The organism is Sphingomonas sp. P2_B6 (genome assembly GCF_056404755.1).
In genome coordinates, this window is sequence record NZ_JBFUDK010000001.1 from 508,606 (window position 1) to 533,589 (window position 24,984).

The 24,984-nt window shown below is 66.5% G+C and carries 19 protein-coding genes and 1 tRNA gene; 15 read left to right on the forward strand and 5 right to left on the reverse strand.

Annotated features, from left to right (window positions below):
• Positions 1–98: 98 nt before the first annotated feature.
• The 8 genes from AC1DX5_RS02205 to AC1DX5_RS02240 all read left to right on the forward strand — a co-directional run bounded on the left by AC1DX5_RS02205 (position 99) and on the right by AC1DX5_RS02240 (position 8,629).
• Complete coding sequence (locus tag AC1DX5_RS02205) at positions 99–2,237, forward strand: sodium-translocating pyrophosphatase (RefSeq protein ID WP_465171760.1); 2,139 nt, start codon at positions 99–101, stop codon at positions 2,235–2,237.
• Between the two features lie 175 nt (positions 2,238–2,412).
• Entirely contained in the window at positions 2,413–4,383 is a 1,971-nt protein-coding gene (locus AC1DX5_RS02210; protein WP_478013979.1) for an alpha/beta hydrolase family protein, read from the forward strand.
• A gap of 31 nt (positions 4,384–4,414) precedes the next feature.
• Positions 4,415–6,343 carry a S9 family peptidase gene (locus AC1DX5_RS02215; protein WP_478013980.1) on the forward strand — a complete coding sequence of 643 codons (1,929 nt, stop codon included), beginning with the start codon at positions 4,415–4,417 and terminating at the stop codon, positions 6,341–6,343.
• 164 nt (positions 6,344–6,507) lie between these two features.
• Positions 6,508–6,726 (forward strand): translation initiation factor IF-1, encoded by a 219-nt coding sequence (gene infA, locus AC1DX5_RS02220; protein ID WP_010162480.1) that lies wholly within the window; start codon positions 6,508–6,510, stop codon positions 6,724–6,726.
• A 56-nt stretch (positions 6,727–6,782) separates the two neighbouring features.
• Entirely contained in the window at positions 6,783–7,352 is a 570-nt protein-coding gene (locus tag AC1DX5_RS02225; RefSeq protein WP_478013981.1) for a Maf family protein, read from the forward strand.
• Entirely contained in the window at positions 7,345–8,313 is a 969-nt protein-coding gene (locus AC1DX5_RS02230; protein WP_478013982.1) for a ribonuclease, read from the forward strand. The genes AC1DX5_RS02225 and AC1DX5_RS02230 overlap by 8 nt, the downstream gene beginning before the upstream one ends.
• A gap of 1 nt (position 8,314) precedes the next feature.
• A complete protein-coding gene (locus AC1DX5_RS02235; protein ID WP_478013983.1) occupies positions 8,315–8,512 on the forward strand; it encodes a DNA gyrase inhibitor YacG in 198 nt (65 codons plus the stop codon).
• 41 nt (positions 8,513–8,553) lie between these two features.
• Positions 8,554–8,629 (forward strand) — tRNA-Phe (locus tag AC1DX5_RS02240).
• Between the two features lie 7 nt (positions 8,630–8,636).
• Here the strand turns inward: AC1DX5_RS02240 and AC1DX5_RS02245 are convergent.
• Positions 8,637–10,220 carry a Na+/H+ antiporter gene (locus tag AC1DX5_RS02245; protein ID WP_478013984.1) on the reverse strand — a complete coding sequence of 528 codons (1,584 nt, stop codon included), beginning with the start codon at positions 10,218–10,220 and terminating at the stop codon, positions 8,637–8,639.
• A 230-nt stretch (positions 10,221–10,450) separates the two neighbouring features.
• Here AC1DX5_RS02245 and AC1DX5_RS02250 point away from each other — a divergent pair, with 230 nt between their 5' ends.
• Entirely contained in the window at positions 10,451–11,209 is a 759-nt protein-coding gene (locus AC1DX5_RS02250) for a FadR/GntR family transcriptional regulator (protein ID WP_465171753.1), read from the forward strand.
• A gap of 152 nt (positions 11,210–11,361) precedes the next feature.
• Positions 11,362–12,345 (forward strand): right-handed parallel beta-helix repeat-containing protein, encoded by a 984-nt coding sequence (locus AC1DX5_RS02255; protein ID WP_465175599.1) that lies wholly within the window; start codon positions 11,362–11,364, stop codon positions 12,343–12,345.
• 42 nt (positions 12,346–12,387) lie between these two features.
• Here the strand turns inward: AC1DX5_RS02255 and AC1DX5_RS02260 are convergent, their stop codons facing one another.
• Positions 12,388–13,701, reverse strand: coding sequence for a sensor histidine kinase (locus AC1DX5_RS02260; RefSeq protein WP_478013985.1), 1,314 nt, complete (start codon positions 13,699–13,701; stop codon positions 12,388–12,390).
• A complete protein-coding gene (locus tag AC1DX5_RS02265) occupies positions 13,691–15,091 on the reverse strand; it encodes a sigma-54-dependent transcriptional regulator (RefSeq protein ID WP_478013986.1) in 1,401 nt (466 codons plus the stop codon). The genes AC1DX5_RS02260 and AC1DX5_RS02265 overlap by 11 nt, the downstream gene beginning before the upstream one ends.
• A gap of 161 nt (positions 15,092–15,252) precedes the next feature.
• On the opposite strand from AC1DX5_RS02265, the gene AC1DX5_RS02270 reads away from it, so the two are divergent.
• The 5 genes from AC1DX5_RS02270 to AC1DX5_RS02290 all read left to right on the forward strand — a co-directional run bounded on the left by AC1DX5_RS02270 (position 15,253) and on the right by AC1DX5_RS02290 (position 22,519).
• A complete protein-coding gene (locus AC1DX5_RS02270) occupies positions 15,253–15,381 on the forward strand; it encodes a hypothetical protein (RefSeq protein ID WP_465171749.1) in 129 nt (42 codons plus the stop codon).
• A gap of 131 nt (positions 15,382–15,512) precedes the next feature.
• Positions 15,513–16,838 carry an efflux RND transporter periplasmic adaptor subunit gene (locus AC1DX5_RS02275; RefSeq protein WP_478013987.1) on the forward strand — a complete coding sequence of 442 codons (1,326 nt, stop codon included), beginning with the start codon at positions 15,513–15,515 and terminating at the stop codon, positions 16,836–16,838.
• A gap of 3 nt (positions 16,839–16,841) precedes the next feature.
• Positions 16,842–17,522 (forward strand): ABC transporter ATP-binding protein, encoded by a 681-nt coding sequence (locus tag AC1DX5_RS02280; RefSeq protein ID WP_372857923.1) that lies wholly within the window; start codon positions 16,842–16,844, stop codon positions 17,520–17,522.
• Positions 17,523–17,544: 22 nt separating this feature from the next.
• Positions 17,545–20,001: an ABC transporter permease gene (locus AC1DX5_RS02285; protein WP_478013988.1), complete on the forward strand. Its 2,457-nt coding sequence runs from the start codon at positions 17,545–17,547 to the stop codon at positions 19,999–20,001.
• Positions 20,002–20,026: 25 nt separating this feature from the next.
• Positions 20,027–22,519: an ABC transporter permease gene (locus tag AC1DX5_RS02290; protein WP_478013989.1), complete on the forward strand. Its 2,493-nt coding sequence runs from the start codon at positions 20,027–20,029 to the stop codon at positions 22,517–22,519.
• A gap of 217 nt (positions 22,520–22,736) precedes the next feature.
• Here AC1DX5_RS02290 and AC1DX5_RS02295 read toward each other — a convergent pair whose 3' ends face one another.
• Entirely contained in the window at positions 22,737–23,282 is a 546-nt protein-coding gene (locus AC1DX5_RS02295; protein WP_465171744.1) for an NADPH-dependent FMN reductase, read from the reverse strand.
• Complete coding sequence (locus AC1DX5_RS02300) at positions 23,282–24,850, reverse strand: aldehyde dehydrogenase (NADP(+)) (RefSeq protein ID WP_478013990.1); 1,569 nt, start codon at positions 24,848–24,850, stop codon at positions 23,282–23,284. The genes AC1DX5_RS02295 and AC1DX5_RS02300 overlap by 1 nt, the downstream gene beginning before the upstream one ends.
• Positions 24,851–24,984 lie beyond the last annotated feature (134 nt).

Here is a 24,984-nt window from a genome sequence, read left to right on the forward strand (position 1 = left end):
CGGCTTGCGCTCGCGTCGAGCGCCTCTATACCTTCCGCCCAAACGTCGACGACACAGGCCTCAAGGTCTGGCGTGGCGCCAATAGGGGAAGGATATCTATGACGATAGTCTATGCGGCCATGATCTGCGGCCTGATCGCCGTGCTTTATGGCATCATTACCAGCCGGCAGATTCTCGCGGCGAGCGCCGGCAACGAGAAGATGCAGGACATCGCCGCCGCCATCGCGGAAGGCGCCAAGGCCTATCTCGGCCGGCAATATCGCACCATCGCCATCGTCGGCGTCGTCGTCGCCGTCGTCGTCGGTTATTTCCTCGGCATCACCTCGGCCGTCGCCTTCGCGATCGGCGCGATCCTGTCTGGCGTGACCGGTTTCATCGGCATGAACGTGTCGGTGAAAGCCAATGTCCGCACGGCGGAGGCCGCGCGCACCTCGCTGCAGGGCGGCCTGACCATGGCGTTCCGCTCCGGCGCGGTCACCGGCATGCTGGTGGCGGGCCTCGGCCTGCTCTCCATCACCGGGCTGTTCTGGTACCTGATCGCGCAGGCCCATATGGACCTGGCCGTGCAGGCCGATCGCCGCATCGTGGTCGACTCGCTCGTCGCGCTGGCCTTTGGCGCCTCGCTGATCTCGATCTTCGCGCGTCTCGGCGGCGGCATCTTCACCAAGGCGGCCGATGTCGGCGCCGACCTGGTCGGCAAGGTCGAGGCCGGCATCCCGGAGGACGACCCCCGCAACCCCGCTACCATCGCCGATAACGTCGGCGACAATGTCGGCGATTGCGCCGGCATGGCGGCCGATCTGTTCGAGACCTATGTCGTCACCATCGGCGTGACCATGGCCTCGATCGCGCTGCTCCTCCCGAACGCCGACCATCTGTTCCAGCTGATGACCCTGCCGCTGCTCGTCGGCGGCGTCTGCGTCATCACCTCGATCATCGGCACCTATATGGTCCGCCTGGGCGCCAACAATTCGATCATGGGCGCGCTCTACAAGGGTTTCTGGACCACGGTGATCCTGTCGATCCCGGCGATCTATGGCGCCACCCAATATGTGCTCGGCGACATGAACAAGGTGATCGGCGGGGGATCGTTCCTCGACGGCGGCACCGAAGTCTCGACCGGTTTCACCGGCATGGCGCTGTTCTGGTGCATGATGATCGGCCTCGCGCTCACCGGCGCGCTGGTGTGGATCACCGAATATTATACCGGCACCAATTATCGCCCGGTCCGCTCGATCGCCAAGGCGTCCGAGACCGGGCACGGCACCAACGTCATCCAGGGTCTCGCGGTCAGCCTCGAGAGCCCGGCGCTGCCAACGCTGGTGATCTCGGTCGCGGTGATCGCGACCTATCAGCTTGCCGGCGTGATCGGCATCGCCTTCGGCGCGACCGCGATGCTGGCGCTGGCCGGCATGGTCGTGGCGCTCGACGCGTACGGCCCGGTCACGGACAATGCCGGCGGCATCGCCGAAATGGCGGGCCTGCCCGAGGATGTCCGCCACCGCACCGATGCGCTCGACGCGGTGGGCAACACCACCAAGGCCGTGACCAAGGGCTATGCGATCGGCTCCGCAGCACTCGCCGCTTTGGTGCTGTTCGGCGCCTATACGACCGATCTGGGGATCTACTTCCCCGATCTCGCGGTCGATTTCTCGCTGAGCAATCCGTACGTCATCGTCGGCCTGTTGCTCGGCGCGCTGCTGCCGTTCAGCTTCGGCGCGTTCGGCATGACCGCAGTGGGCCGCGCGGCGGGATCGGTCGTCGAAGACGTCCGCGCCCAGTTCCGCGACAATCCGGGGATCATGGCGGGCACCAGCCGCCCCGATTATGCCCGCACGGTCGACCTGGTCACCAAGGCAGCGATCAAGGAGATGATCATCCCGTCGCTGCTGCCGGTGCTCGCACCGATCGTGGTGTATTTCATCATCACGGCGGTGGCCGGCCAGGCGAGCGGCTTTGCGGCGCTCGGCGCACTGCTGCTGGGCGTGATCGTGTCGGGCCTGTTCGTCGCCATCTCGATGACCTCGGGCGGCGGCGCATGGGACAATGCGAAGAAATATATCGAGGACGGCAATCACGGCGGCAAGGGCAGCGAAGCCCATAAGGCCGCGGTGACCGGCGACACGGTCGGCGATCCCTACAAGGACACGGCCGGTCCGGCGGTGAACCCGATGATCAAGATCACCAACATCGTCGCCCTGTTGCTGCTCGCGGCGCTGGCGCACGCGGTCGGCTGATCTCGCCGCTCACGGGCGGCGCGGCGCCCCTGCCACAAGGCCGCGTCGGGAGCGATCCCGGCGCGGTTTTGACAGGAAGCCAAATGCTTCATTTCGGCGCCAAAATCCGGCAGCTGTCGCTTTTCGATGGACCCTCGCCGCGCTAGACAGGGGCGGGGAATCAGGGGGCTTGTGAATGCGTTGGGTGTTGTTCTGTGGGGTTGCGGGCCTGGTGTCCGCCCCGATGAGCGTCGCGGCACAGGACAAGGCCGCGGCCCCCGCCCCCGTCCCGACCGCCGCCGCGCCCCAGGCCAAGCTGCCGTCCCCGATTCCGCTCGAGCTGTTCGCCCGGTTGCCCTTCATGGAAAGCCCGAAGCTGTCGCCCAATGGCACCAAGGTCGCCACTCGCCTCGCGATCAAGGGCGTGCAGCGTCTGGCGATCATCCCGCTGGACGATTTCCAGAAGACCAGGCAGCTCAGCATCGGCGATTCCGACCTGAATGGCTGGGCCTGGGTCAATGACGACTGGCTGGTCGCCAAGGTCGGCGCGGTCTCCAATGTCGGCGGCTCCGACTGGTATATCCGTCGCGCGGTGGGGGTCAGCGCCGATGGCAAGGCGATGCAGATCCTGGGCAAGAACGACGCCGCGCAAAATGCGGACGATCTGCTGTGGATCGCCAGCGACGGGTCGCCGAATGTGTTGCTGGCCATGCAGACATCGGTTTTTTCCGACGATCCCGGATTCTGGCCCGAGGTGCTGCGGTTCGACGTGTCGACCGGCAAGGGCAAGCGGGTGCAGAATCCCGTGGCCCAGGTGTTCGACTGGTATGCGGACGGCGCCGGAACCGTGCGGATGGGCATCGCCTATGACGACGACCGGCGTAGCTCACGGCTGCTGTACCGCGACAATGCCGACGCCTCGTTTCGCACTGTCGTCAAGGCCCGCGGCAAGGATGCGACGCTGGGCAACGTGCCCGCGATGTTCCTGCCCGAGCCTGGCAAGGCGGTTGCCTATGACGATGCCGACGGGTTCGACGCCGTCTATGATCTCGACCTCGCTTCGCTGAAGACGGGCAACAAGCTGTTCGGCGTGGCCGGTTATGACGTCGACGATCTGATCACGGGCGCCGGCGGCACCAAGATGATCGGCGCCGCCTATGTCGACAACCGCCCCCGCACCCACTGGTTCGACCCCGTCCTGGCCAAGGTACAGACGGATCTGGACAAGGCGGTCGGCACGCGCCAGGCGCTCATCACTTCCTGGAGCCGCGATTTCAGCACATTGATCGTCTATGTCGGCGGCGCGGACCGGCCCGGCGCCTATTATCTGTACCGGCTCGACGATGGCGTGATGCATGTCCTCGCCAGGGTGAACGAGGATCTGGGCAACGACGCGCTCTCCCCGGTGAAGACGATCCGCTACAAGGCGCGCGACGGCCTGGAGATCCAGGCGGTGCTGACCATGCCAAAGGGCGGTTCGACGAAGAACCTGCCGCTGATCCTGATGCCGCATGGCGGCCCGTTCGCCCGGGACGACGAGAGCTGGGACTGGTGGGCCCAGTTCCTCGCCAGCCGCGGTTATGCGGTGCTTCAGCCCAATTACCGCGGCTCCTCAGGCTTCGGTAACGCCTTTGCCGAAAAGGGCCGCGGCCAATGGGGCCTGGCCATGCAGGACGACCTGACCGACGCCGTGAAATGGGCGGTGGGCGAAGGCATTGCCGATGCGAAGCGCGTCTGCATCGTCGGCGGCTCCTATGGCGGCTATGCCGCGTTCCGCGCGGCGCAGCGCGACAAGGGCGTCTATCGCTGCGCGGTATCCTATGCCGGCGTCGCCGACCTGCCGGCGATGGTCCGCTACGACGGCAGCTTCCTGAATTCGGGGCGGCGCAAGGACTGGCTGCGCGCCCAGGCACCCGACCTGAAAGCCGTATCGCCGATCAACTATGCCGCGGATTTCTCGATCCCGATCCTGATCATGCACGGCAAGGCCGACCGGGTCGTGCCGGTGAAGCAATCGCGCGAGATGGTCGAGAAGCTGAAGGCGGCCGGCAAACCCTATCGCTATGTCGAACAGCCCAAGGGCGACCATCATTTCTCGGAAGAGGCGGACCGGGTCCAGTGGCTGAAGGAACTCGAGGCGTTCCTGAAGGAAAACAACCCTGCGTGAGCGATCGATGCTCGGCGCGTGGAGAAGATCGATGTGGCGTGAAGCCCTGGGTGCATTCCTCCTGATTACGCCAGCGTACGGCATTGCCGCTGCGGAGAAAGTGGCCTCGACCGAGCCGGTGCCGATCGCCACCTTCGCGGAACAGCCTTTCATCAACAATCCCGTTCTCTCCCCCGACGGCAAGTCCATCGCGGCGGAATCGACGGTGGGTGGCAAGACCTCCCTCTGCGTCTTCGCGCTCGCGGATATGAAGCTGATACGCCGTGTCGATCTGGGCGATGCGGGAATCGCGGAGATCCAGTGGGCGGGAAATGGCCGCATCCTCCTCACGAGATCGATGCAGGCGAGCTTCTTCGGCAGCGATATCGAAATCACACAGCTCTATGCCGTGGATTTGACGACCGGAGAGGCAAAGGTCCTGAATCCCAAGGGCCGCTCGCTTTCCGCCGGCGATGTCATCTACACCGATCCCACCGGTCGCTGGATCCTGCTGTCCAGCCAGCAGAACATGTCCCTCACTCCCTCCGTCAAGCGCGTCGACCTTCTCACCGGTGAGATCAAGCTCGTCGAGCCTAGCCGCTCGAACATCTGGAACTGGTACGCCGACGGCAACGGCGTCGTTCGTACCGGCATCTTTTATGACGGCGACCGCTGGACCCTATGGTATCGCGATGTGCCCGACGCGCCGCTCAAGGCGATCCGCGCACGCAACGCCGTGAAGAACAACGACGGCGCGGTCGATGGACTTTATTTTCTGGGCGGAGCCGACACGGGGCTGATCGTTACCAATGCGAAAACCGGGCGCTTCGCCGCCTACAGGATCGATTTCCGCACCGGTGAAGTCGGTGAGCCGATCTATGAGAATAGCGAAGTCGACGTGACGGAGGTCAGGATCGACCCGGTCACGCGCAGGGTGACAGGCGTGGGGTACGAAAACGACCGCTACCATATGGAATGGCTCGATCCCGAAAAACGGCAGCTTCAGACGACGATCGATCACGTCTTCCCAAAGGCAGACAACAGAATCCTGAACAGCAGCAACGATGGCCAGCGCGTGCTCATCTGGTCCGGCGGCGGCGACGATCCCGGAACCTATTATATGTTCGATCGGACGGCCAAAAGGATGCAGCGAGTCGCCGCGCCGTACGAGAAGCTCCTCGGTGCGAAGCTGTCCCCTGTCAACGCCATCCGATATACGGCCCGGGATGGGCTCTCCATCCCCGGCTATCTCACGCTCCCCAAGGATCGGCCTGCCAGTAACCTGCCGCTGATCGTCATGCCGCACGGCGGCCCTTTCGCCCGCGACAACTGGGATTATGATCGTTTCGTCCAGTTCCTTGCCAGCCGCGGCTACGCGGTGCTGCAGCCTCAGTTCAGGGGATCCACCGGCTATGGCAAGGATTTCGTGCGGCGCGGTTACGGCCAGTTCGGAAAAGCGATGCAGGATGACCTGGACGATGGCATGGATTGGCTCGTCAGGTCAGGCCAGGTCGACCCCAAGCGCGTCTGCATCATGGGCGGGTCTTATGGCGGCTATGCGGCGCTGTGGGGTGCGATCCGCAATCCCGAACGCTATCGCTGCGCGGTGAGCCTCGCAGGCGTGACCGATCTGCCGGGAATTCTCCGATACGACAAACGGATGTTCTCCGCGCCCCGCTACTTCAAGGCCTGGCAGCGCAAGGTGAAGGGCGAAGCGGACAACGAGACCGATCTGGAATCGGTGTCCCCTCTTCTTCAGGCCGATCGCCTGACGGTGCCGGTGCTGATCGTGCACGGCGACAAGGACTATACCGTACCGGTGAAGCAAGGCCGGCAGATGGTCGCCGCCCTGGAACGCCGGAAGGCGTCCGTGCAATCGGTCTTCTACCCCGAAGAAGGACACGGCCTGCAAAAGGAAGAAGACATTGCGGACTTTCTGAAGCGTCTCGATGCCTTTTTAACCACGAACAATCCGGCCTGATCCGTTGCTGCTCCCGCTATCCGAACCTGTCTCGATCCCGCTGGCGAATGGAGAGTTCTGCTGACAATGCCCGCTCCTACCGCCCGAATCGGCAGAGCTTCCCTTTTGGGCGCTTTGGCGCTAAGGCGCCCGCTCACGATTTCCCAACATCGCTAGAGGTTTGTTTGGCCAAGGAAGAATTGCTCGAAATGCGCGGCCAGGTGGTGGAGCTTCTGCCCAACGCCATGTTCCGCGTAAAACTCGAAAACGACCATGAAATCCTCGGCCACACCGCCGGCAAGATGCGCAAGAACCGCATCCGCGTATTGGTGGGCGACGAGGTGCTTGTCGAACTGACCCCGTACGACCTGACCAAGGGTCGCATCACCTACCGCTTCAAGTGACGCGCGCAGCGCGGCATCCCGGCGAAGGCCGGGATCCAGCATAAAAGGAGCCGCCAGTGCGGCTCGTCCTCGCTTCCACTTCTCCGCGCCGCCGCGACCTTCTCGCGCGGCTCGGTGTCGAGCCGGCACGCGTCGCCGACCCAGCCATCGACGAGACCCCGCTGCCCGGCGAGGCGCCGCGCGTCCATGCGCTGCGCCTGGCCGAGGCCAAGGCGCGCGCGGTCGAGCGGCGCGAGGGCGAGATCGTACTGGCCGGCGATACGGTGATCGCGCTCGGCCGGCGTATCCTGGGCAAGGCGGAGGACGAGGCCGAGCTGCGCCGCATGCTCGGCCTGCTTTCCGGGCGCCGCCATCATTGCCTGACCGCGGTCTGCGTGATCGACACCGCGGGCAAGGCGCGCACCCGCCTGTCCGACACGATCGTCGCGTTCAAGCCGCTGACCGAGCGCGAGGTCGACGCCTATGTCGCCAGCGGCGAAGGGCTGGGCAAGGCGGGCGGCTATGCCATCCAGGGCCGGGCCGAGGCGTTCGTGCGCTTCCTGTCAGGTAGCCATTCGGGCGTGATCGGCCTGCCTTTGTTCGAGACCCGCGCGCTGCTGATCGCGGCGGGCATGCCCCTTGGTTGAGTGCCCCTCCATCGAATGGCTGTACGAGGCCGGGATCGGCGAGGCGCGCGCCGCGCTGGTCGAGGACGGCGCGATCGTCGAGGCGCGGATCGAGCTGGATGACGGCGCGCTGCGGGTCGGCGCGGTGCTCGCGGCCCGGCTGGTCGAGATCACCGTCAAGGGCCGCGAAGGGCGCGTGACGGTCGAAGGGGGCGAGGCGGTCCTTTCCCCACTACCGATCGGCATCACCCAGGGCGCGGCGCTTACGGTCGAGATCGTGCGCGAGGCGATCCCCGAGGCAGGCCGCGCGAAGCTCGCCAAGGCCATGCCCGCCGAAGCGGGCGCCGCCCCTGCCCCCGCGCCGGACCTACTCGCCCGGATCACCGCATCGGGGCATCCGGTACGAACCCTGCGCGCGCATGAGCCGGATGCGCTGGAGGCAGCGGGCTGGTCGGAAGTGCTCGAGGAAGCGCTCACCGGCGAGATCGCCTTTCCCGGCGGCGCGCTGCGCCTGTCGCCGACTCCGGCGATGACGTTGTTCGATGTCGACGGCTATCCGCCGCTGGAGACGCTGGCGGTCAATGCGGCCCATGCAGTGGGCGCGGCGATCCTGCGGCATGATATTGGAGGCTCGATCGGCATCGACTTCCCGACGATCGAGGGCAAGGCGGCGCGCCAGGCGGTTGCGGCGGCGATCGACGCGGCGTTGCCCTTGCCCTTCGAGCGCACCGCGATGAACGGCTTCGGCTTCCTGCAGATCGTGCGGCGCCGTGCGCGCGCATCGCTGCCCGAACTGCTCCGCGCCGATCGGGCGGGGGCCGAGGCGCGCGCGTTGCTCCGCACGATCGAACGCACCCCGCCGCCGGGCATGTGGCACCACAAGGTTCGTCCGGGCGTTCTGGCCTGGCTGACGGCGCGACCCGCGCTGCTCGCCGAACTGGCGCGTCGCACCGGCATAACTCATGATTTCGAGGCGATCTGATATGGCGAAGACCGACAAATGCCCGATCTGCGGCAAGCCCGTGTCCCCGGAGCATACGCCGTTCTGCAGCCGCGGCTGCCGCGACCGCGATCTGCTGCAATGGCTCGGTGAGGGCTATCGCCTTCCCGCAGGGCCCGCCGATCCGGAAGAATCATCCAGTGCCACAGCCGGGCTGGACAGCGCCAACGACCGCGATTAAGAGGCCCGCTCTTTCCGGCGCCCATCAGGCGCGCCGGCCATGCCCGGGTAGCTCAGTTGGTAGAGCATGCGATTGAAAATCGCAGTGTCGGCGGTTCGATCCCGTCCCCGGGCACCACTCCTAGCTATCCATCGCGCTGCAGGATGATGCCCAGTTCCTCGACGTCGAGATCGCGTTCGAGATTGTGCAGAACTTCGTCCTCGATCAAGCCGGCGCGGTGGATGCGGATCAGCTCGGCACGCCCGGCGGCAAGGCCGATCAGCACGACGTCGAAATGCGTGCGGATACCCACCATGAACGAATCCGCGTCCGCCGCGTAGCGCTGGATCATGGCGAGGCGCTTGCGAGATTCCTCGAGCAGCTTCGGGTGGATCAGGGTGCCGTCCGGCGCAAAGGCATGCGCCTCCACTGCCTCGGTCCGGGCGCGGACGATGGCGGCTTCCGATGCGGCCATGCTCATTTTCGCCGGCGGATCCTTATCGACCGGACCGACCCATCGGATCAGCCAGCCAAGGCTCGCGCCCTGGATGACCACGGTGGCGAAGATCACGGCAAAGGCAGTGACCAGCATCAGGTCCCGGCCCGGCATCGATTCGGGCAGGGTGAGCGCCACCGCCAGCGTCACGACGCCGCGCATCCCCGCCCAGCTCAGCACCGTCGCCTGCCGCATGCCGAGCGGGCGCGCGCGCTTCCACCCCAGCCCGCGCAGCGCGGCGAGCACCCCGTCGCCGCCGAAGATCCAGACGAAGCGCGCCGCCGTGACCGCCAGCACCACGCCGAGCACCGGGACGGCCATCGTCGTCGAGACTGCCGCGATGCCGCCGACCCGGTCCAGCACGCCGCGCAGCGTGAAGCCGACCAGGATGAAGACCAGCGCTTCCAGCACGAACACCAGGGTCTGCCAGAAGGCGCCGCCGCGCAGCCGGACCTGTGCGGGCAGGAGGATATGCTGATACCAGCCAAGCACCAGGCCGGCGACGACCGTCGCGATCACGCCGGACACATGCGCCGCCTCGCCGGCGATATAGGCGACCCAGCACATCAGCGTGTTGGCCAGGATGATCAGCGTCTGATCTTTCAGGCGCCGGACCGCGACCATCCAGACCCCCGATACCAGCAGGCCGGCAATGACACCGCCAAGCGCGAGGAAGAGGAAGTTCGATGCCGCTGCGCCGGCGTTGAACGCACCGCTCAGCGTCGCGGCGACGGCGAAACGGAACAGCACCAGGCCAGTCGCGTCGTTGAGCAGGCTTTCCCCTTCGAGCAACGCGGACAGGCGCCGGGGAAGCGTGACGCCCTGCAGCACCGCGCGGGCGGATACCGCATCCGGCGGCGACACGATCGCACCGAGCGCAAAACAGGCCGCCCATGGCAGGGTGGGGACGAGCCAGTGGACGACGAGACCGACGACCAGCGTGGTGAACATGACCGCGCCGATAGCGAGTGACAAGATGCCCGGGAGATGCTGCCGGAAACGGCCGAGCGCCGTGTAATAGGCGCCGTCCATCAGCAGGGGCGGCAGGAACAGCACCAGCGCCAGCTCGGGATCGAGCGTGACCGGGGGCAGCCCGGGCACAAAGGCAAGCAGCCCACCGCCCACGAGCAAGGCAGTGGCCGATGGGAGGCCGACGCGCCGCGCGGCCCAATGCAGCGCGACAACCACGGCGAGCAGAGTCAGGATAAGTTCGAAGGTTTCGACAGGGTGCATCGGCTCTCCCGCACATCACCAGACCGATGCGCCGGCGTGGCATGGCTGATCCGGTTCCCACTGTGCCATTGCGAGCCGGCGGGAGCAAAGCCGGAAGCGGTCATGCCACCTGCCTTCTTCGCCCCGGCATCGACGGCGCCGCGATCAGCGGATAACCTTCCCGCGTCAGGCGATCGCGGACCAACCGCGGCGCCGGCGCGCGACGACACCGCCGATGCGAAAGGGAGCGATTGGCAGGGGAAACAGGCATTCCGGACCGTCCGGGCGAACCGGACCATGGCGGACGCAATCTCACCGGCAGGATAGTGCATGATCTCGGCCGCGCCATCGTGACCGAGCAATATTCGAGAGGCTCGCCCTTCCCGGTCGAAGCGGAGCTGTGCCAGCGCTTCGGCGCGAGCCGACCGGTGGTGCGCGAAGCCGTGAAGATGCTGACGGCCAAGGGCCTGCTTATCGCCCGACAGCGCAAGGGGACGCTGGTCCAGCCCGAGGCGCGGTGGAACCTGCTCGACCCCGACATCCTCAAATGGATGCTCGAGCGGGATTTCTCGATCGACCTGCTGATCGACTTTACCGAAATCCGCATCGCGATCGAGCCGCGCGCCGCGGCCCGCGCCGCAGAGGGCGCGACCGGGCCGCAGCGGCGGGCGATCGTGCGCGCGATCGAACGGATGTTCGCGGCGGAACGTGGCGAGGAGGACTCGCTCGCGGCGGACATCGCCTTCCACACCGCCGTGCTGGAGGCGAGCAACAACCGCTTCATGCGGCAGTTCACTGACCTGTCGGAGACCGCGCTGCGCTTCAGCATCCGCCAGACCAACGCGTACAAGGGCGTGACCCGCGCGAGTGCGATGGAGCACAAGCTGATCGCCGACGCGATCGTCGAGGGCGATCCGCGGCGCGCGGCGCGACAGATGCGCAGCCTGATCCAGGCGGCGCTCGACCTGCTGCTCCAGGCCGCGGGGCACCGACCCTTTCCGGAGATATGATCGACGCGGTGACGGCAAGACGTCATAATGAACGAGGCGATGCCGCTTAATATCGGACGGTGGTCGTAAAAGATTCGAGTCGTCGCCAATGCTGAAATTCGCTAATATCGCGCCTCCATTTGCCGCTCTTCGGCACCATGGGGGAGGACAATATGACATCGATCTGGAATCGTCTTGCGCTGTTGCTTGCAACGCTTTGCGCAACGTCGCTTTTCTACGCTGCGCCGGCGTCCGCGCAGGCGACGCGCACCTGGATTTCCGGCGTCGGGGACGACGTCAACCCGTGCAGCCGCACCGCACCGTGCAAAACCTTCCAGGGCGCGATCGCGAAGACGGCCGCGGGCGGTGAGATCAACTGCCTCGATCCGGGCGGCTTCGGCTCGCTGACGATCACCAAATCGATCTCGCTGGTGTGCGACAATACCGAGACCGGCGTGCTGGTGGCGGCGACCAATGCCTTCATCATCAACAGCACGACCGCTGTCGTCCATATCAGCGGCTTCGATTTCGAAGGCCTGGGCCAGACCGGATCGGCTGGCGTGAACGGCATCTATATCCTGAATGCCGCCGCGGTTCATGTGCGCAACACGAAGATTCGCGGGTTTCGTAACGGCTATGGGGTCAATTTCTCGCCGGCCAACGCCAGCGGCCAGCTGTTCCTCGACAATGTAACGATCTCCGAATCGGGTGTCGGGGGCAACGCGAACACCGGCGGTATCCTGGTCAACCCGGCCGCCGGCTTCTCGGCAAAGGTAACGATCAGCAACAGCCTGGTGTCCAACAACACCAATTTCGGCCTGAAGCTGGACACCACCGGAATCGTCGGCTCGTCAATCAACGCGACCGTCACCAACACCGTCTTCTCGAACGACGGAACGGGCGTGCTCGTCACGAGCCCGGTCAACACCGGCACCTCGCAGCTGTTCCTGCGGGACTCGGTGGTGACGCACAACGTATCCTACGGCATCATCGCCAGCGGACCCGGTTCCACGGTTCGGGTGGGTAACACCTCGATCACGGATAATGCGACCGGCATCGCGATGTTCAACACGGCGATGAAAAGCTATGGCGACAATTATCTCGACGGCAACACGACCGACGGCGCGTTCACCGCACCGAACCTCGCGAAGAAGTAACGGGCGTAGATACCGGCACTCGCCCCGGGGGCGGGTGCCGGCCTAGAGGATGATGCGGAACAGCGCGCCGCCAGCACGGCCGTCGCCGATGTCGATCGAGCCGCCATGCGCCACCACGACCTGCCGGGCGAGGTTCAGCCCGACGCCGGTGCCCTCGGCCCGGGTGGTGAAGAAGGGCAGGAAGATATCGCGGCGCAGATTCTCCGGCACGCCCGTGCCGCTGTCCTCCACCTCGATCCAGACACGGCCAGCGACATGCGACAGCGACAGCCGGACCCAATGCTCGTCGGTGCCGCGATGCGCCGCCTCGGCTGCGTTGCGCAGCAGGTTGATCAGCACCTGAGCCAGCAGATCGGGATCGGCGTCGAGCGTGACGTCCGCCTGCACCTCGAGCGTCAGCGGCACATCGATCCATTCGGCGGCGAACAGCTTGGCCAGCTCCGCGGCAAAGGGTCCGGCGTCGAACCGGCGGCGGCGCAAGGTCGGCGCGTGCGACACGGCACGATAGCTGTCGATGAAGCGGCGCAGCCCCTCGGCACGGCGCGATAGCGTGGTCACCGCGACGCGCGCGTCGGGCACGTCGGGCGGCTCGGCATCGAGCAGCATCTCGGCCGTCCCGGCGAGCGAGGTAACCGGGGTGAGCGAGTTCAAGATTTCATGCGTCAGCACGCGGACGAGATCGGTCTGGGCGGCCATCTCGACCGTGTCGAGCGTGCCCTGGACCGGCTCGACCGTCACCGCGCGGATGCGCAAACCGAGCCGTTCGAGCGACGCTGAGCGCACAATTGCGCGCTGCGGCCCGCCAGGCATGCGCAGGATCAGCAGTTCCTGCCGGGTCTCGCCATCGACCTCGAGCCGCGAGGCGAAGGTCTCACCATAGATGGCATAATCCTGCGGCCGGACGCCCTGGTGCCGGCTGAACAGCCGCCGCGCCGCCTTGTTGGCGGGGGTCACACCGTGCGCCGCGTCGATCGTCAGCAATGCCACCGGCATGTCGTCGACCAACGCCTCGAGATAGCGCATCTCGCGCGCCGAGCGGTCGCGCTCCTCCTGTAGCCCACGCATCGCGGCGTCCATCGCCCCGCCCAGCTCGCTGAAGCCGGCACCGCCGCGCCCGTCGAACCTTGTGGCGAAATCCTTGCTGTTCAGCGCCTCGACGAAGCGCGCGACGGTACGGTTGGTGCGATCGACGTGATTCCACAGCCCGCCCGCCGCGGAGAGCACGATCAGCCCGGCGACGATGCGCGCCGCGCCCAGCCCGTCGACCTCGAACGACCAGATGAAGCCGGCCAGCGCGATGAGCAGCGCGCCGATCCACAGACCCAGGGTGAGCGTGAAACGGCGGTCAAAGCCCATGCTTCTCCATCCGCCGATAGAGCGCCGCCCGCGACAGGCCGAGTTCGGTCGCCGCCATAGAGATATTGTAGCCGTTCTTCTTCAGCGCCTCTTCCACCAGCCGCCGCTCGACCTTTTCCAGATTGAGCTCCGACGCGGCCGGCGCGACCACTGCCTCGGGCGCGACGCGCGGCGCCGAGGGCGCGCCGAGCGGGAAATCCTCCGCTTCGAGCGGTGCATCACCCGCCAGGATCACGGCGCGCTCGATCGCATGGCGCAGCGCGCGGACATTGCCCGGCCAGTCGTGCGCGGCGAGCGCTGCCCTCGCCGCGGCGGTCAGCTCGGGCGCGGGCCGGTTGTAGCGCCGGGCATAATGATCGAGGAAATGGGTGACGAGCGCCGCCACGTCCTCGCGCCGGTCGCGCAGGGGCGGCAGTTCGATCTCGACCGTGTTGAGCCGGAACAGCAGATCCTGCCGGAAATGCCGGTCGTCGCGCATCGTCTCCGGAGTCATGTTGGTCGCGGCGATCACGCGGATATCGACCGGGATCGGACGGTTGGCGCCGACCGGTGTGACCTGGCGCTGTTCGAGCACGGTCAGCAGCTTGGGCTGGAGGTGAAGCGGCAGGTTGCCGATCTCGTCGAGAAACAGGGTGCCGCCATCGGCCGCCTGAATCCGCCCGATGCGATCGGCGCGAGCATCGGTGAAGGCGCCCTTCACATGGCCGAACAACTCGGAATCGATCAGCTCGGTCGCGATCGCGCCGAGATCGACCGTCAGCATCGGCGCGCGCGCGCGCAGCGACCTGCCGTGAAGCTCGCGCGCGACGATCTCCTTGCCGGTGCCGTTTTCGCCCAGCACCAGGACATTCGCCTCGGTCGGGGCGGCACGGGCGATCAACGACTGGACGCGGGCCATGGCCGGCGACTTGCCGATCAGCGGGGTGCTGGTGCCGGGCTTGGTATCGGTGATCGCGACCACGCGCGCCTTCTCCACCGCGACGGCGCGGCGCGAACGACGGAGCGACGCCGCGGTGCGCACGGTCGCGAGCAGGCGTTCGTTCGACCAGGGCTTGGACACGAAATCGGTCGCGCCGCGCTTCATCGCCTCGACGGCGACATTCACCCCGGCATGCGCGGTGATCATCACCACCACCAGTTCGGGATCGATCGCGAGCAGCCGGTCGAGCCAGGCCAGCCCTTCCGCCGCATCGGTCGCGCCGCGCGCGAAATTGGCGTCGAGCAGGACGACGTCGGCCGACCGGCCGGCGATCGCGGTGATCGCCTCGTCGGGCGCGCGCGCCGTCACCACCTCATTGAACAGGCCGCGCAGCAACAGCCGCGCGGCGGTCAATATATCCTCGTCGTCGTCCACCACGACGCAGAGATCAAAGTCCGCCGATTTCCCCATTGACCGCTCCCGTACAATCCGCGTGCGAATTCGGACAGTCAATTTCCGTGCCAGGATTGTCCTCCCGGTCACGAACCCCCGTAAATCCGCCAGTTTCCGCATTTGGCACGCGCCATGCTGAACGGATCATTGCCAATCCGGCACATTCAAGGAGAAGACCGATGAAACTCACTTTCACCCCGCAGATCCTCAGCGCCATGGCCGCGATCGCCATCACTACCTGCCTGACCATCGCGTCGTCCGCGCCCGTTGTGACCGTCGCCTCGATCGTCAGCGGCCAGATCGCGTGACCGGGACTCGCGTCCGGTTCCGGACGGCACTGTCCGGAACCGGACACTCGGCCAAGGCCTGACCCGCGATGTTCCGCGATATCGAGGCTGGCACGCCGCTTGCTGAGCATGGCCCGACCAGGGGAGCACAGATGAGTGTCGTACGCATGAAGGGTGACCAGCCGGGCGGAGACCGCCCGGTCACGGGTAGCGGGATGGACCGCGCGGTCGAGACGAAGAAGCTCTCGACGCGCACCAAGCTCGCGCTTGGCGGTGCATTGTTGTTGGTCGCCATCCTCGCCTTCTGGTTCTTAGCGCCGCGCGGCGGATCGCAGACCGTCGCCACCGACCGGCTGACCATCTCGCCGGTCCGCACCGGCCAGTTCGAAGACTTCATTCCGCTCCGTGCGCGTGTCACCCCGCTCCTCACCGTCTATCTCGACGCGATCGAGGGCGGCCGGGTCGAGAAGGTGATCGCCGAGGACGGCGCCAGCCTCGCCAAGGGCGAGTTGATCGTCGAGCTGTCCAATGCCGAGCTTCAGCTCTCCACGCTCGCCCGCCAGACCGAGGTCGAGCAACAGATCAACAATATGCGCAGCCAGGAGCTTGCGCTCGCCCAGACGCGCCTCGCCAATGAGCGCTCGCTGATCGACGCCGATCTCGCCGCGACCAAGGCGCGCCGGCAATATGAGCGCGAGCAGCCGCTCGCCGCGCGCGGCTTCGTCTCGGGCAAGCAGTTCAACGATACGCGCGACGAATATATGTCGGCGCAGAAGCGCATGGACGTGACCCGCCGCAGCCAAGCGACCGACGAGCGGCTGCAAGGCAGCCAGCTCGCGCAGCAGCGCGCATCCGCCGCGTCGATGCAATCGAGCCTCAAACTCGCCCGTGCCAATCTCGACGCGCTCAACCTGCGTGCGCCGGTCGCCGGCCAGCTGTCGGGCTTCTCGATCCAGGTCGGCCAGTCGCTCCAGCGCGGCGAGCGGATCGGCCAGATCGACAGCCCGGGCCGCAACAAGCTGATGGCAGGCGTCGACGAATTCTATCTCGGCCGGGTCCAGCTCGGCCAGAAGGCCAGCGTCGACTGGAACGGCAAGACCTTCGCCGCCCGCGTCACCAAGATCTATCCGCAGGTGCAGAACGGTCAGTTCCAGGTCGATCTGCAGTTCCTCGGCACCGAGCCCGCCAATATCCAGCGCGGCCAGACGATGCAGGCCAAGCTGACGCTGGGCGACCCCGCCCCGGCGCGGCTGATCCCCGCCGGCGCCTTCTACAACGAGACGGGCGGCAACTGGGTGTTCGTGGTCTCGCCCGATGGCGGCAGCGCGGTGAAGCGCCCGGTCCGCCTCGGCCGCCGCAACCCCGATTCGATCGAAGTGCTCGAAGGGCTCGACCCCGGCGAGCGCGTCATCACCTCCCCCTATACCGGTTTCGCAGACAAGGACCGTCTCGACCTGACGGCCAAAGGAAAGGACTAAGCCATGCTCGAAATGCGCGCGCTTTCGCGGACCTACCGCACCGACACGATCGAGACGACTGCGCTCGATGCCATCGACCTCGATATCGCCGACGGCGAATTTGTTGCGATCATGGGCCCGTCGGGCTGCGGCAAATCGACCCTGCTCAACCTGATGGGCATGCTCGATTCGCCCAGCAGCGGCTCCTATGTGTTCAACGGGCAGGAAGTCGCCGGCCTTGGCGAAAGCCGTCTCGCCGAAGTGCGCAAGGCCAATATCGGCTTCATCTTCCAGAGCTTCAACCTGGTCGACGAGCTGTCGGTGCGCGAGAATGTCGAGCTGGCGTTGCTCTATCACGACGTGCCCGCCGCTGAGCGCAAGCGCCGTACCGACGCCGTGATGGACCGCGTCGGCATCGCCCACCGCGCCCGCCACCGGCCGAGCCAGCTCTCGGGCGGCCAGCAACAGCGCGTCGCCGTCGCCCGCGCGCTGGTCGCCGAGCCCAAGCTGATCCTGGCCGACGAGCCGACCGGCAACCTCGACACCAATCACGGCGACGAGGTGATGCGCATGCTGCAGCAACTGAACGCGGAAGGATCGACCATCGTGATGGTCACGCACTCCCCGGCGCATGCCGATTATGCCAGCCGCGTCGTCAACATGCTCGACGGCCGCATCCTGCAGCAGCACCGCCGCGCGGCCTGAACGACACGGGGAGGCTCAGGGGATGTGGCGCAACACTCTGCTGATCACGCTCCGCATGCTGGCGCGGAACCGCGTCTATGCGGCGATCAACATCGGCGGGCTCGCGCTCGGGCTCGCCGGTTGCCTGCTGATCCTGGGCTATGTCCAATATGAGCGCAGCTACGATAGATGGCTACCCGACAGCGCCCGCGTCCATCAGATCCAGACGACGATCCGTCCGCCGGCCCAGGCCATCGTCCATACCCAGGCGAGCCCGTTTCCGCTTCACGACAGGCTGGCTGGCGGCTTTCCGCAGATCGAAGCCATTACGTCAGTCTCCTTGGGAAAGACCGTCACCGAGCATGACGGCCAACCGATGTTCATCGACGTGATCACCGTCGACCCGGAGTTCTTCAAGGTATTCGCCTTGCCCTTCGCCCAGGGCTCGGCGGCGACCGCACTCCGCGACCCCCATACGGTCGTGCTGACCGAGCGCGAGGCGATCCGCCAATTCGGCACCGCCGATGCGCTGGGCAAGCGGTTGAGCCTCGGCGCCGGGCCGGGCAAGCGCGACCGTCGGGTCAGCGGCGTGCTGCGCGACCTGCCGCGCAACACCAGTCTGAAGCTGGGCATCGTCGTCCGCCGCGATCCGGGCCAGAGCCCGGATCGCGGCTGGGGCAATTTCAACCAGCAGCATTTCGTCAGGCTGCGCGCCGGCGCGGACGTCGCGGCGGTCAATGCGGCGCTGCCTGGCTGGGAAAAGCGCGCGATCGAGCCCGAGACGATCGACGGCAAGCCGGCATCGATGGCCGATCTCATGGATTTCACGCTGGTGCCGATCGAGCAGGTCCATCTGGGCGCGGCGCAGGAAGCAGCGATGATGCCCGGCGGTGACCCGCGTTCGCTCGCGACCTTCGCGATCGTCGCGCTGCTGACGCTGGGCATGGCGGTGATGAACTTCGTCAACCTCTCCACCGCGCGCGCCACCCAGCGCGCCCTTGAAGTGGCGCTGCGCAAGGTGCTGGGCGCATCGCGCGGTCAGCTGATCGGCCAGTTCCTGGGGGAGAGCCTGATGCTGGCGGCCTTCGCGATGCTGTTCGCGCTGACCATCGTCGAGCTGGCGACTCCGTGGATCGCGGCCTGGATCGGCGCGGATCTCCACATCCAGTATCTGGGCAAGGGCGGCATGCTGTGGCCCGCACTGGGGCTGTACGTCGCGACCGGGCTGCTGGGTGGCCTCTATCCGGCCTTTTATCTCAGCCGTTTCCAGCCCGCCGCCGTGCTCCGCGCCAACAGATCCTCGGTCGAGACGCCGGGCAGCGGCCGGTTCCGCGCCGCGCTCGTCCTTTTTCAGTTCGCCATCGCGATCGGGCTGATTGTCTGCACCTCGGTGATCTATTCCCAGACGCGTTATGTCGAGGCAGTCGACCCCGGCTATCGCCGCGACGGGCTGGTGCAGATCGCCAATGCCTGGCGCTTCACCCAGGGCTCCGAATATGAGGCCGCGCGCACCGCGATGCTCGCCATTCCCGGCGTCACCGGCGTCGGCCGCACCGGGCTTGGACTCGCGTCGACCGACAAGCCCGTCCGGCTGATGCAGGCGTCGGGCGCCCCCGACCATGTCTCGATGGGGTTCTACGGCATCGACACCCAGTTCCTGCAGACGATGGACATCAAGCTGCTCGCCGGCCGCCTGCTCGGCGATCGCGTCGCCGCCGACCGGATCGCCGGCACGACCCCGAACGACCTCGCCGCGCGGGGCATCAACGTGGTGATCAACCGCTCCGCCGCCGCCAAGCTCGGCTATCGCTCCCCAAAGGCAGCGATCGGCCAAGTGGTGCGGATCGCGTTCGACGGATGGGTGATGGTCCCCTCCACGGTTGCCGGCGTGGTGGAGGATACGCGGTTCCGCACCGCGCGGGATGCGATCGAGCCGATCGTCTATGCCTATGATCCCGAGCACACCGACCAGGTGCTCGTCCGCTATGCGGCCGCGCGCCCGGGCGATGTGATGGCGGCGCTGAACAAGGTCTGGCGCAAGTTCGAACCCGAGATCCCGTTCGAGGCGCGCTTCGCCGACGATATCGTTCGAGAGCTCTATGCCGCCGACCGCGCGCGCACCGCGCTGTTCGCCGCCTTTTCGCTGCTCGCGATCGTGATCGCCTGCCTCGGCCTGTACAGCCTCGCCTCGTTCGCCACCGAACGGCGCACCAAGGAGATCGGCATCCGCAAAGTGCTGGGCGCCAGGGTGCGCGACATCGTCCGGCTGCTCGCCTGGCAATTCTCCAAACCCGTGGTGCTCGCCAATCTCGTCGCCTGGCCGGCGGCGTGGTGGGCGATGCGCGACTGGCTCAACACCTTCGACACGCGGATCGCGCTGACGCCCACTCCCTTTGCGCTCGCCGGCCTGATCGCGCTCGCCATCGCGCTGGCGACCGTCGCGGGCCAGTCGATCCGTGTTGCCCGCCTCAACCCCATCCACGCCCTCCGTTACGAATAGGACCAAGGACATGTGGCGCAATTACATGACCGTCGGCATCCGAGCGCTCGCCAAGAACCGCGCTTATGCCTTCATCAACATCGCCGGCCTGGCGCTGGGCATCGCCGCATGCCTGCTGATCCTCGGCTTCGTGAAATATGAGTTCAGCTACGACAGCTGGCTACCCAATGCCGACCGCACCTATGAGCTGCAGGATTTCTACCATGCCACGCCCCAGGGCGGCGAGGACATGAAGCTGCAGGTGACGAGCTATGTCTCGGGCGTCGCGCTGAAGAAGGATTTCCCGCAGGTCGAGCATGCCGTCTATGTCAAGAACACCGACGCGGTGGTCATCAAGGACGGGCAGCCGGCCACCATCGACGACGGCGTGTTCACGGACGGGCCGCTCTTCTCGGTGCTGGAAATGCCCTTCATCTATGGCGATCCGGCGCATGCGCTCGACGATCCGCATTCGATGACGCTCAGCCAGACCCAGGCGAAGAAATTGTTCGGCGCGGGCAATCCGGTCGGCCGGACCGTGACCCTGACCGCCGGCGACATGACCGCGGACTACCGGATCACCGGCGTGTACCGCGACCTGCCGAAGAACACGTCGCTGGCGATGAACATGATCGCGCGCTTCGATCCGGGTGCTTTTTTCGCCCGGGTGCCGTCCGTGCTGACGAGCTGGAACAGCCAGGGCGGCAATTATTTCGTCCGGTTGAAGCCCGGCAGTGATGTGAACGCGATCCATGCCGCGCTCCCGGCCTGGGAGAAGCGCAACATCCCCGACGAGAATGACGGCAGCCGCAAATATAATGCCGGCGACGACCAGGACTGGAAACTGGTCAATGTCCGTGACATCCATCTTGGCGCGGGGCAGATGGCGTCGATGCGGCCGGGCAATGATCGCGGCACGATCATCACCTTCGCGATCATCGCGCTGCTGATCCTCGCCATGGCGTGCGTGAACTTCACCAACCTGGCGACCGCCCGGGCGACTCAGCGGGCCCGCGAAGTGGCATTGCGCAAGGTGCTCGGCGCGACCCGCGGGCAGCTCATCACCCAGTTCATCGGTGAATCGATCCTGCTCGCGGCCATCGCGATGCTGGTCGCGCTGGCGCTGGTCGAACTGGCCCTGCCTGCCCTCAACGCCTTTCTGAAGGCCGATATCGAGCTGCGCTATTTCGCGCTCGACGGCCTGATGCTGCCGGTGATCGGGCTGACCCTGCTCGTCGGGCTGGCGGGCGGCGTCTATCCCGCGCTGGTGCTGTCGCGCTTCCAGCCGGCACGCGTGCTCAAGGCCAACAAGTCCGCCGCCGATGCCGAAGGGTCGGGCCATTTGCGCAACATCCTGGTGGTGGGCCAGTTCGCGGTCTCGATCGGCCTGATCATCTGCACTGCGATCGTCTATTCGCAGACCGTTTATGCCCGCACGGCGGATGCCGGGTACAAGCGCGACGGCCTGTTGCAGATCGCCAATATCGCCCGCCCCCAGGTGGACCGGGTCTCACGATCGCTGATGGAGGAAATCCGGCGGATTCCCGGCGTCACCTCGGTCGCGCGCTCGACCATCTGGGTCAATCCGGGCAATAATTCGGTGACGACGGTCAATGTGCCGGGCAGCACCAACCCCGTCGCGCTCGGCATCTACGGCGTCGATCCGGACTTCTTCAAGACGATGGGCATCCGCCTGGTCGCCGGCCGGACCTTTTCCGAGAACCAGCCGCGCGACGACGCGACCACGCCCCAGCCGGCGGTTCCCGAAGCGGAACGCGCGCTCGTCCAGCGCGGCGTGAACATCATCCTGAGCGAGGAAGCGGCGCGGCGGCTGGGCTTCACCGATCCGCAGACCGCGCTGGGCAAGACGGTGATGACCGGCATGACCTTGGCCGAATATGGCCAGGTGCCGGCGACCGTGATCGGCATCGTCAGCGACGTGCGTTATCGCTCGGCGCGCGACCCGATCCAGCCGATCTTCTATTTCTACCAGACCAACACTTTCTACAGCATGGCCGTGCGCTTCCAGGGCGTGGCGCACAAGGCAGTCTATGACCAGATCGAGGCGATCTGGAAGCGCCAGGTTCCCGATATCCCGTTCGGCGCCAAGTTCGTCGACGACGTCGTCCGCGACCTCTATAATGCGGACGAGGCACGCGCCCAGTTGTTCGGCATGTTCGCGATCCTGGCGGTGGTGATCGGTTGCCTCGGGCTGTTCGGCCTGGCCTCCTTCACCGCGGAACGGCGCACCAAGGAGATCGGCATCCGCAAGGTGCTGGGCGCCCGCACGCGCGACATCCTGCGCCTCCTGGTGTGGCAGTTCAGCCGGCCGGTGCTGATCGCCAACCTGATCGCCTGGCCGGTCGCCTGGTGGGTGATGCGCGGGTGGCTGAACGGCTTCGATACGCGGATCGCGCTGACGCCGGTGCCGTTCCTGCTCGCCGGGCTGCTGGCGATGGTCATCGCGATCGGGACGATTTCGGCGCACGCCTATCGCGTGGCAAGGACGAGCCCGATCCGGGCGCTGCGCTACGAATAAAGGGGACGTCGCGGCAGGCTCCTTTTCCTCGGCCTGCCGCGGCAACATCCCAACCCGTGATCGGCTCCTGGGACGGCGGCGGGAGATATGGGACACCATCTTGTCCCATATCTCAGGACGGGGCACTAGCGGGCGATGCCAGAAATATCTTTATATATCAGATATTTAATTCGCACCGAACGCCCAAATTCGTTCGGAGCGCGGGACGCCGGAAAGATCAGAGCGAGGCGACGAACCCCGCCATGAACCGCGCGAGCTTCGCGCGCACGGCATCGTCGATCAGATTGCCCTCGGCATCGAAGGCCTGGCCGGCGCCGGAGACCAGCAGCCTCTGCCCGGTCCAGAGTTCGGTGCCGAGCGTACGCAGAGTCGGCAGCCACGCATTTTGCGACAGGATCGTGCCGAAATTGCCGGGTGAAGCGCCGATCATGGCGACGGGCTTGCCGCCGAACACGCGTGCAATGTCCGAGCCGGGCCGCGACATCCAGTCGATCGCGTTCTTGAACACGCCCGGCACGCCATTGTTATATTCGGGCGTGACGAGCAGCAGCCCGTCCGCTTCGGCCACCGCGTCCTTGAGCAAGGTGACCGCGTCCGGGATGCCTTCCGCCTCGACATCGGCATCATAGAGCGGGACGCCGGCGATCGAGTGGATCGCCAGCGCCGCGCCCTCGGGCATGGCATCGCGCGCTGCCCGCAACAGGCCGGCATTGAAGGAATGCCGTCTCAGGCTTCCCGAAATGCCGACCAGCCGCAGTCCCATCAACGCTTGCCGTCGACGAGGCGCTCGATGCCCAGCGGATTTGCTTCCCGGAGTGCTGCGGGCAGCAGGCCGTCCGGCAGATCCTGGTACGACACCGGGCGCAGGAAGCGGTCGATCGCCTTGCTGCCGACCGAGGTCGAGCGGCCATCGGCGGTCGACGGATAAGGACCGCCATGGACCATGGCATGCGCCACTTCCACGCCAGTGCCGAAGCCGTTGACCAGGATGCGGCCGACCTTGCGCTCGAGATGCGGGATCATCTTCGCCGCCTCGGGATGATCCGCCTCGACGATGTGGATCGCCGCGGTGAGCTGGCCTTCGAGATGATCGACGACATTGGTCACCGATTCCAGATCCGCGCAGCGCACGATCAGCGAGGCCGCGCCGAAAATCTCGTCCTGCAGCTCGTGATGAGTCAGGAAATCCTCCGCGCTGGTCTGGAACAGGCCGGCCTGGCCCTGGCAATGATGACCCGGCTTGCCGCGCGCGACCGTCTCCACCGTATTGTGGCTGCCGATCGCCTCGACGCCCGTCTGGTACGCCTTGGCGATGCCCGGGGTGAGCATGGTCGATGCGGGCATGTCGCCCAGTGCCGCCGCGGCTGCCGAGACGAAGGTATCGAGATCGGGGCCGTCGAGCGCGAGGATCAGGCCGGGGTTGGTGCAGAACTGGCCGGCGCCGAGCGTCAGCGAGCCGACAAAGGCCTTGGCGGTCGACTCCGCTTTCTCCGCCAGCGCGTTCGGGAACAGCACGACCGGGTTGATCGAGCTCATCTCGGCATAGACCGGGATCGGCTCGGGGCGGTTCTGCGCGATCTTCATCAGCGCGGTGCCGCCGCCGCGCGAGCCGGTGAACCCGGCCGCCTTGATGCGGGCATCGGCGACCAGGCCCTGGCCGATGGTGCGGCCGGAATCGAACAGCAGCGAGAAGACGCCTTCGGGCAGGCCGCACTGAGCGACGGCGTCCTTGACCGCGCGGCCGACCAGCTCCGAGGTGCCGGGATGCGCGCTGTGCGCCTTGGCCACCACCGGGCAACCCGCGGCGAGCGCCGAGGCGGTGTCGCCGCCCGCGACGGAGAAGGCGAGCGGGAAGTTGGAGGCGCCGAACACCGCGACCGGACCGACGCCGATGTTGCGCAGCCGCAGGTCAGGCTTGGGCGCGGGCGCGCGGGCCGGATCGGCATGGTCGATGCGCACGTCGAGATAATGGCCGTCGCGCACGACCTGGGCGAACAGGCGAAGCTGGCCGCAGGTACGCCCACGCTCGCCCTCGAGGCGGCCGCGCGGCAGGCCGGTTTCGGCCATGGCGCGCACGATCAGATCGTCGCCGATCGCGACGATATTGTCGGCGATGGTTTCGAGGAACCTGGCGCGATCCTCGGGCGAGGTCTCGCGATAGGTGTCGAACGCCGCGTCGGCGAGGGCGCAGGCAGCGTCCAGGTCTTCGAGCGTCGCGCCGCCGAACGCGGGCTCCATCGGCTCGCCGGTCTCGGCCTGGACCGCGCGGATCTCGCCCTGGGTGCCGCGTACGGCACGCGCGCCGATGAACATTTCGCCGTTGATGGTCATGCTGATCTCCTTGGCCGCTTCCGCGGTCGGTTCGGGGTGTAAATAGTTACGGTTGCGGCGTGTTCGAGGGGCGGGGAGCCCTGAATCGCCTTTTGCCTCTAAATTCCGTGCCGCGATCCGGACCAGCGGCGCGG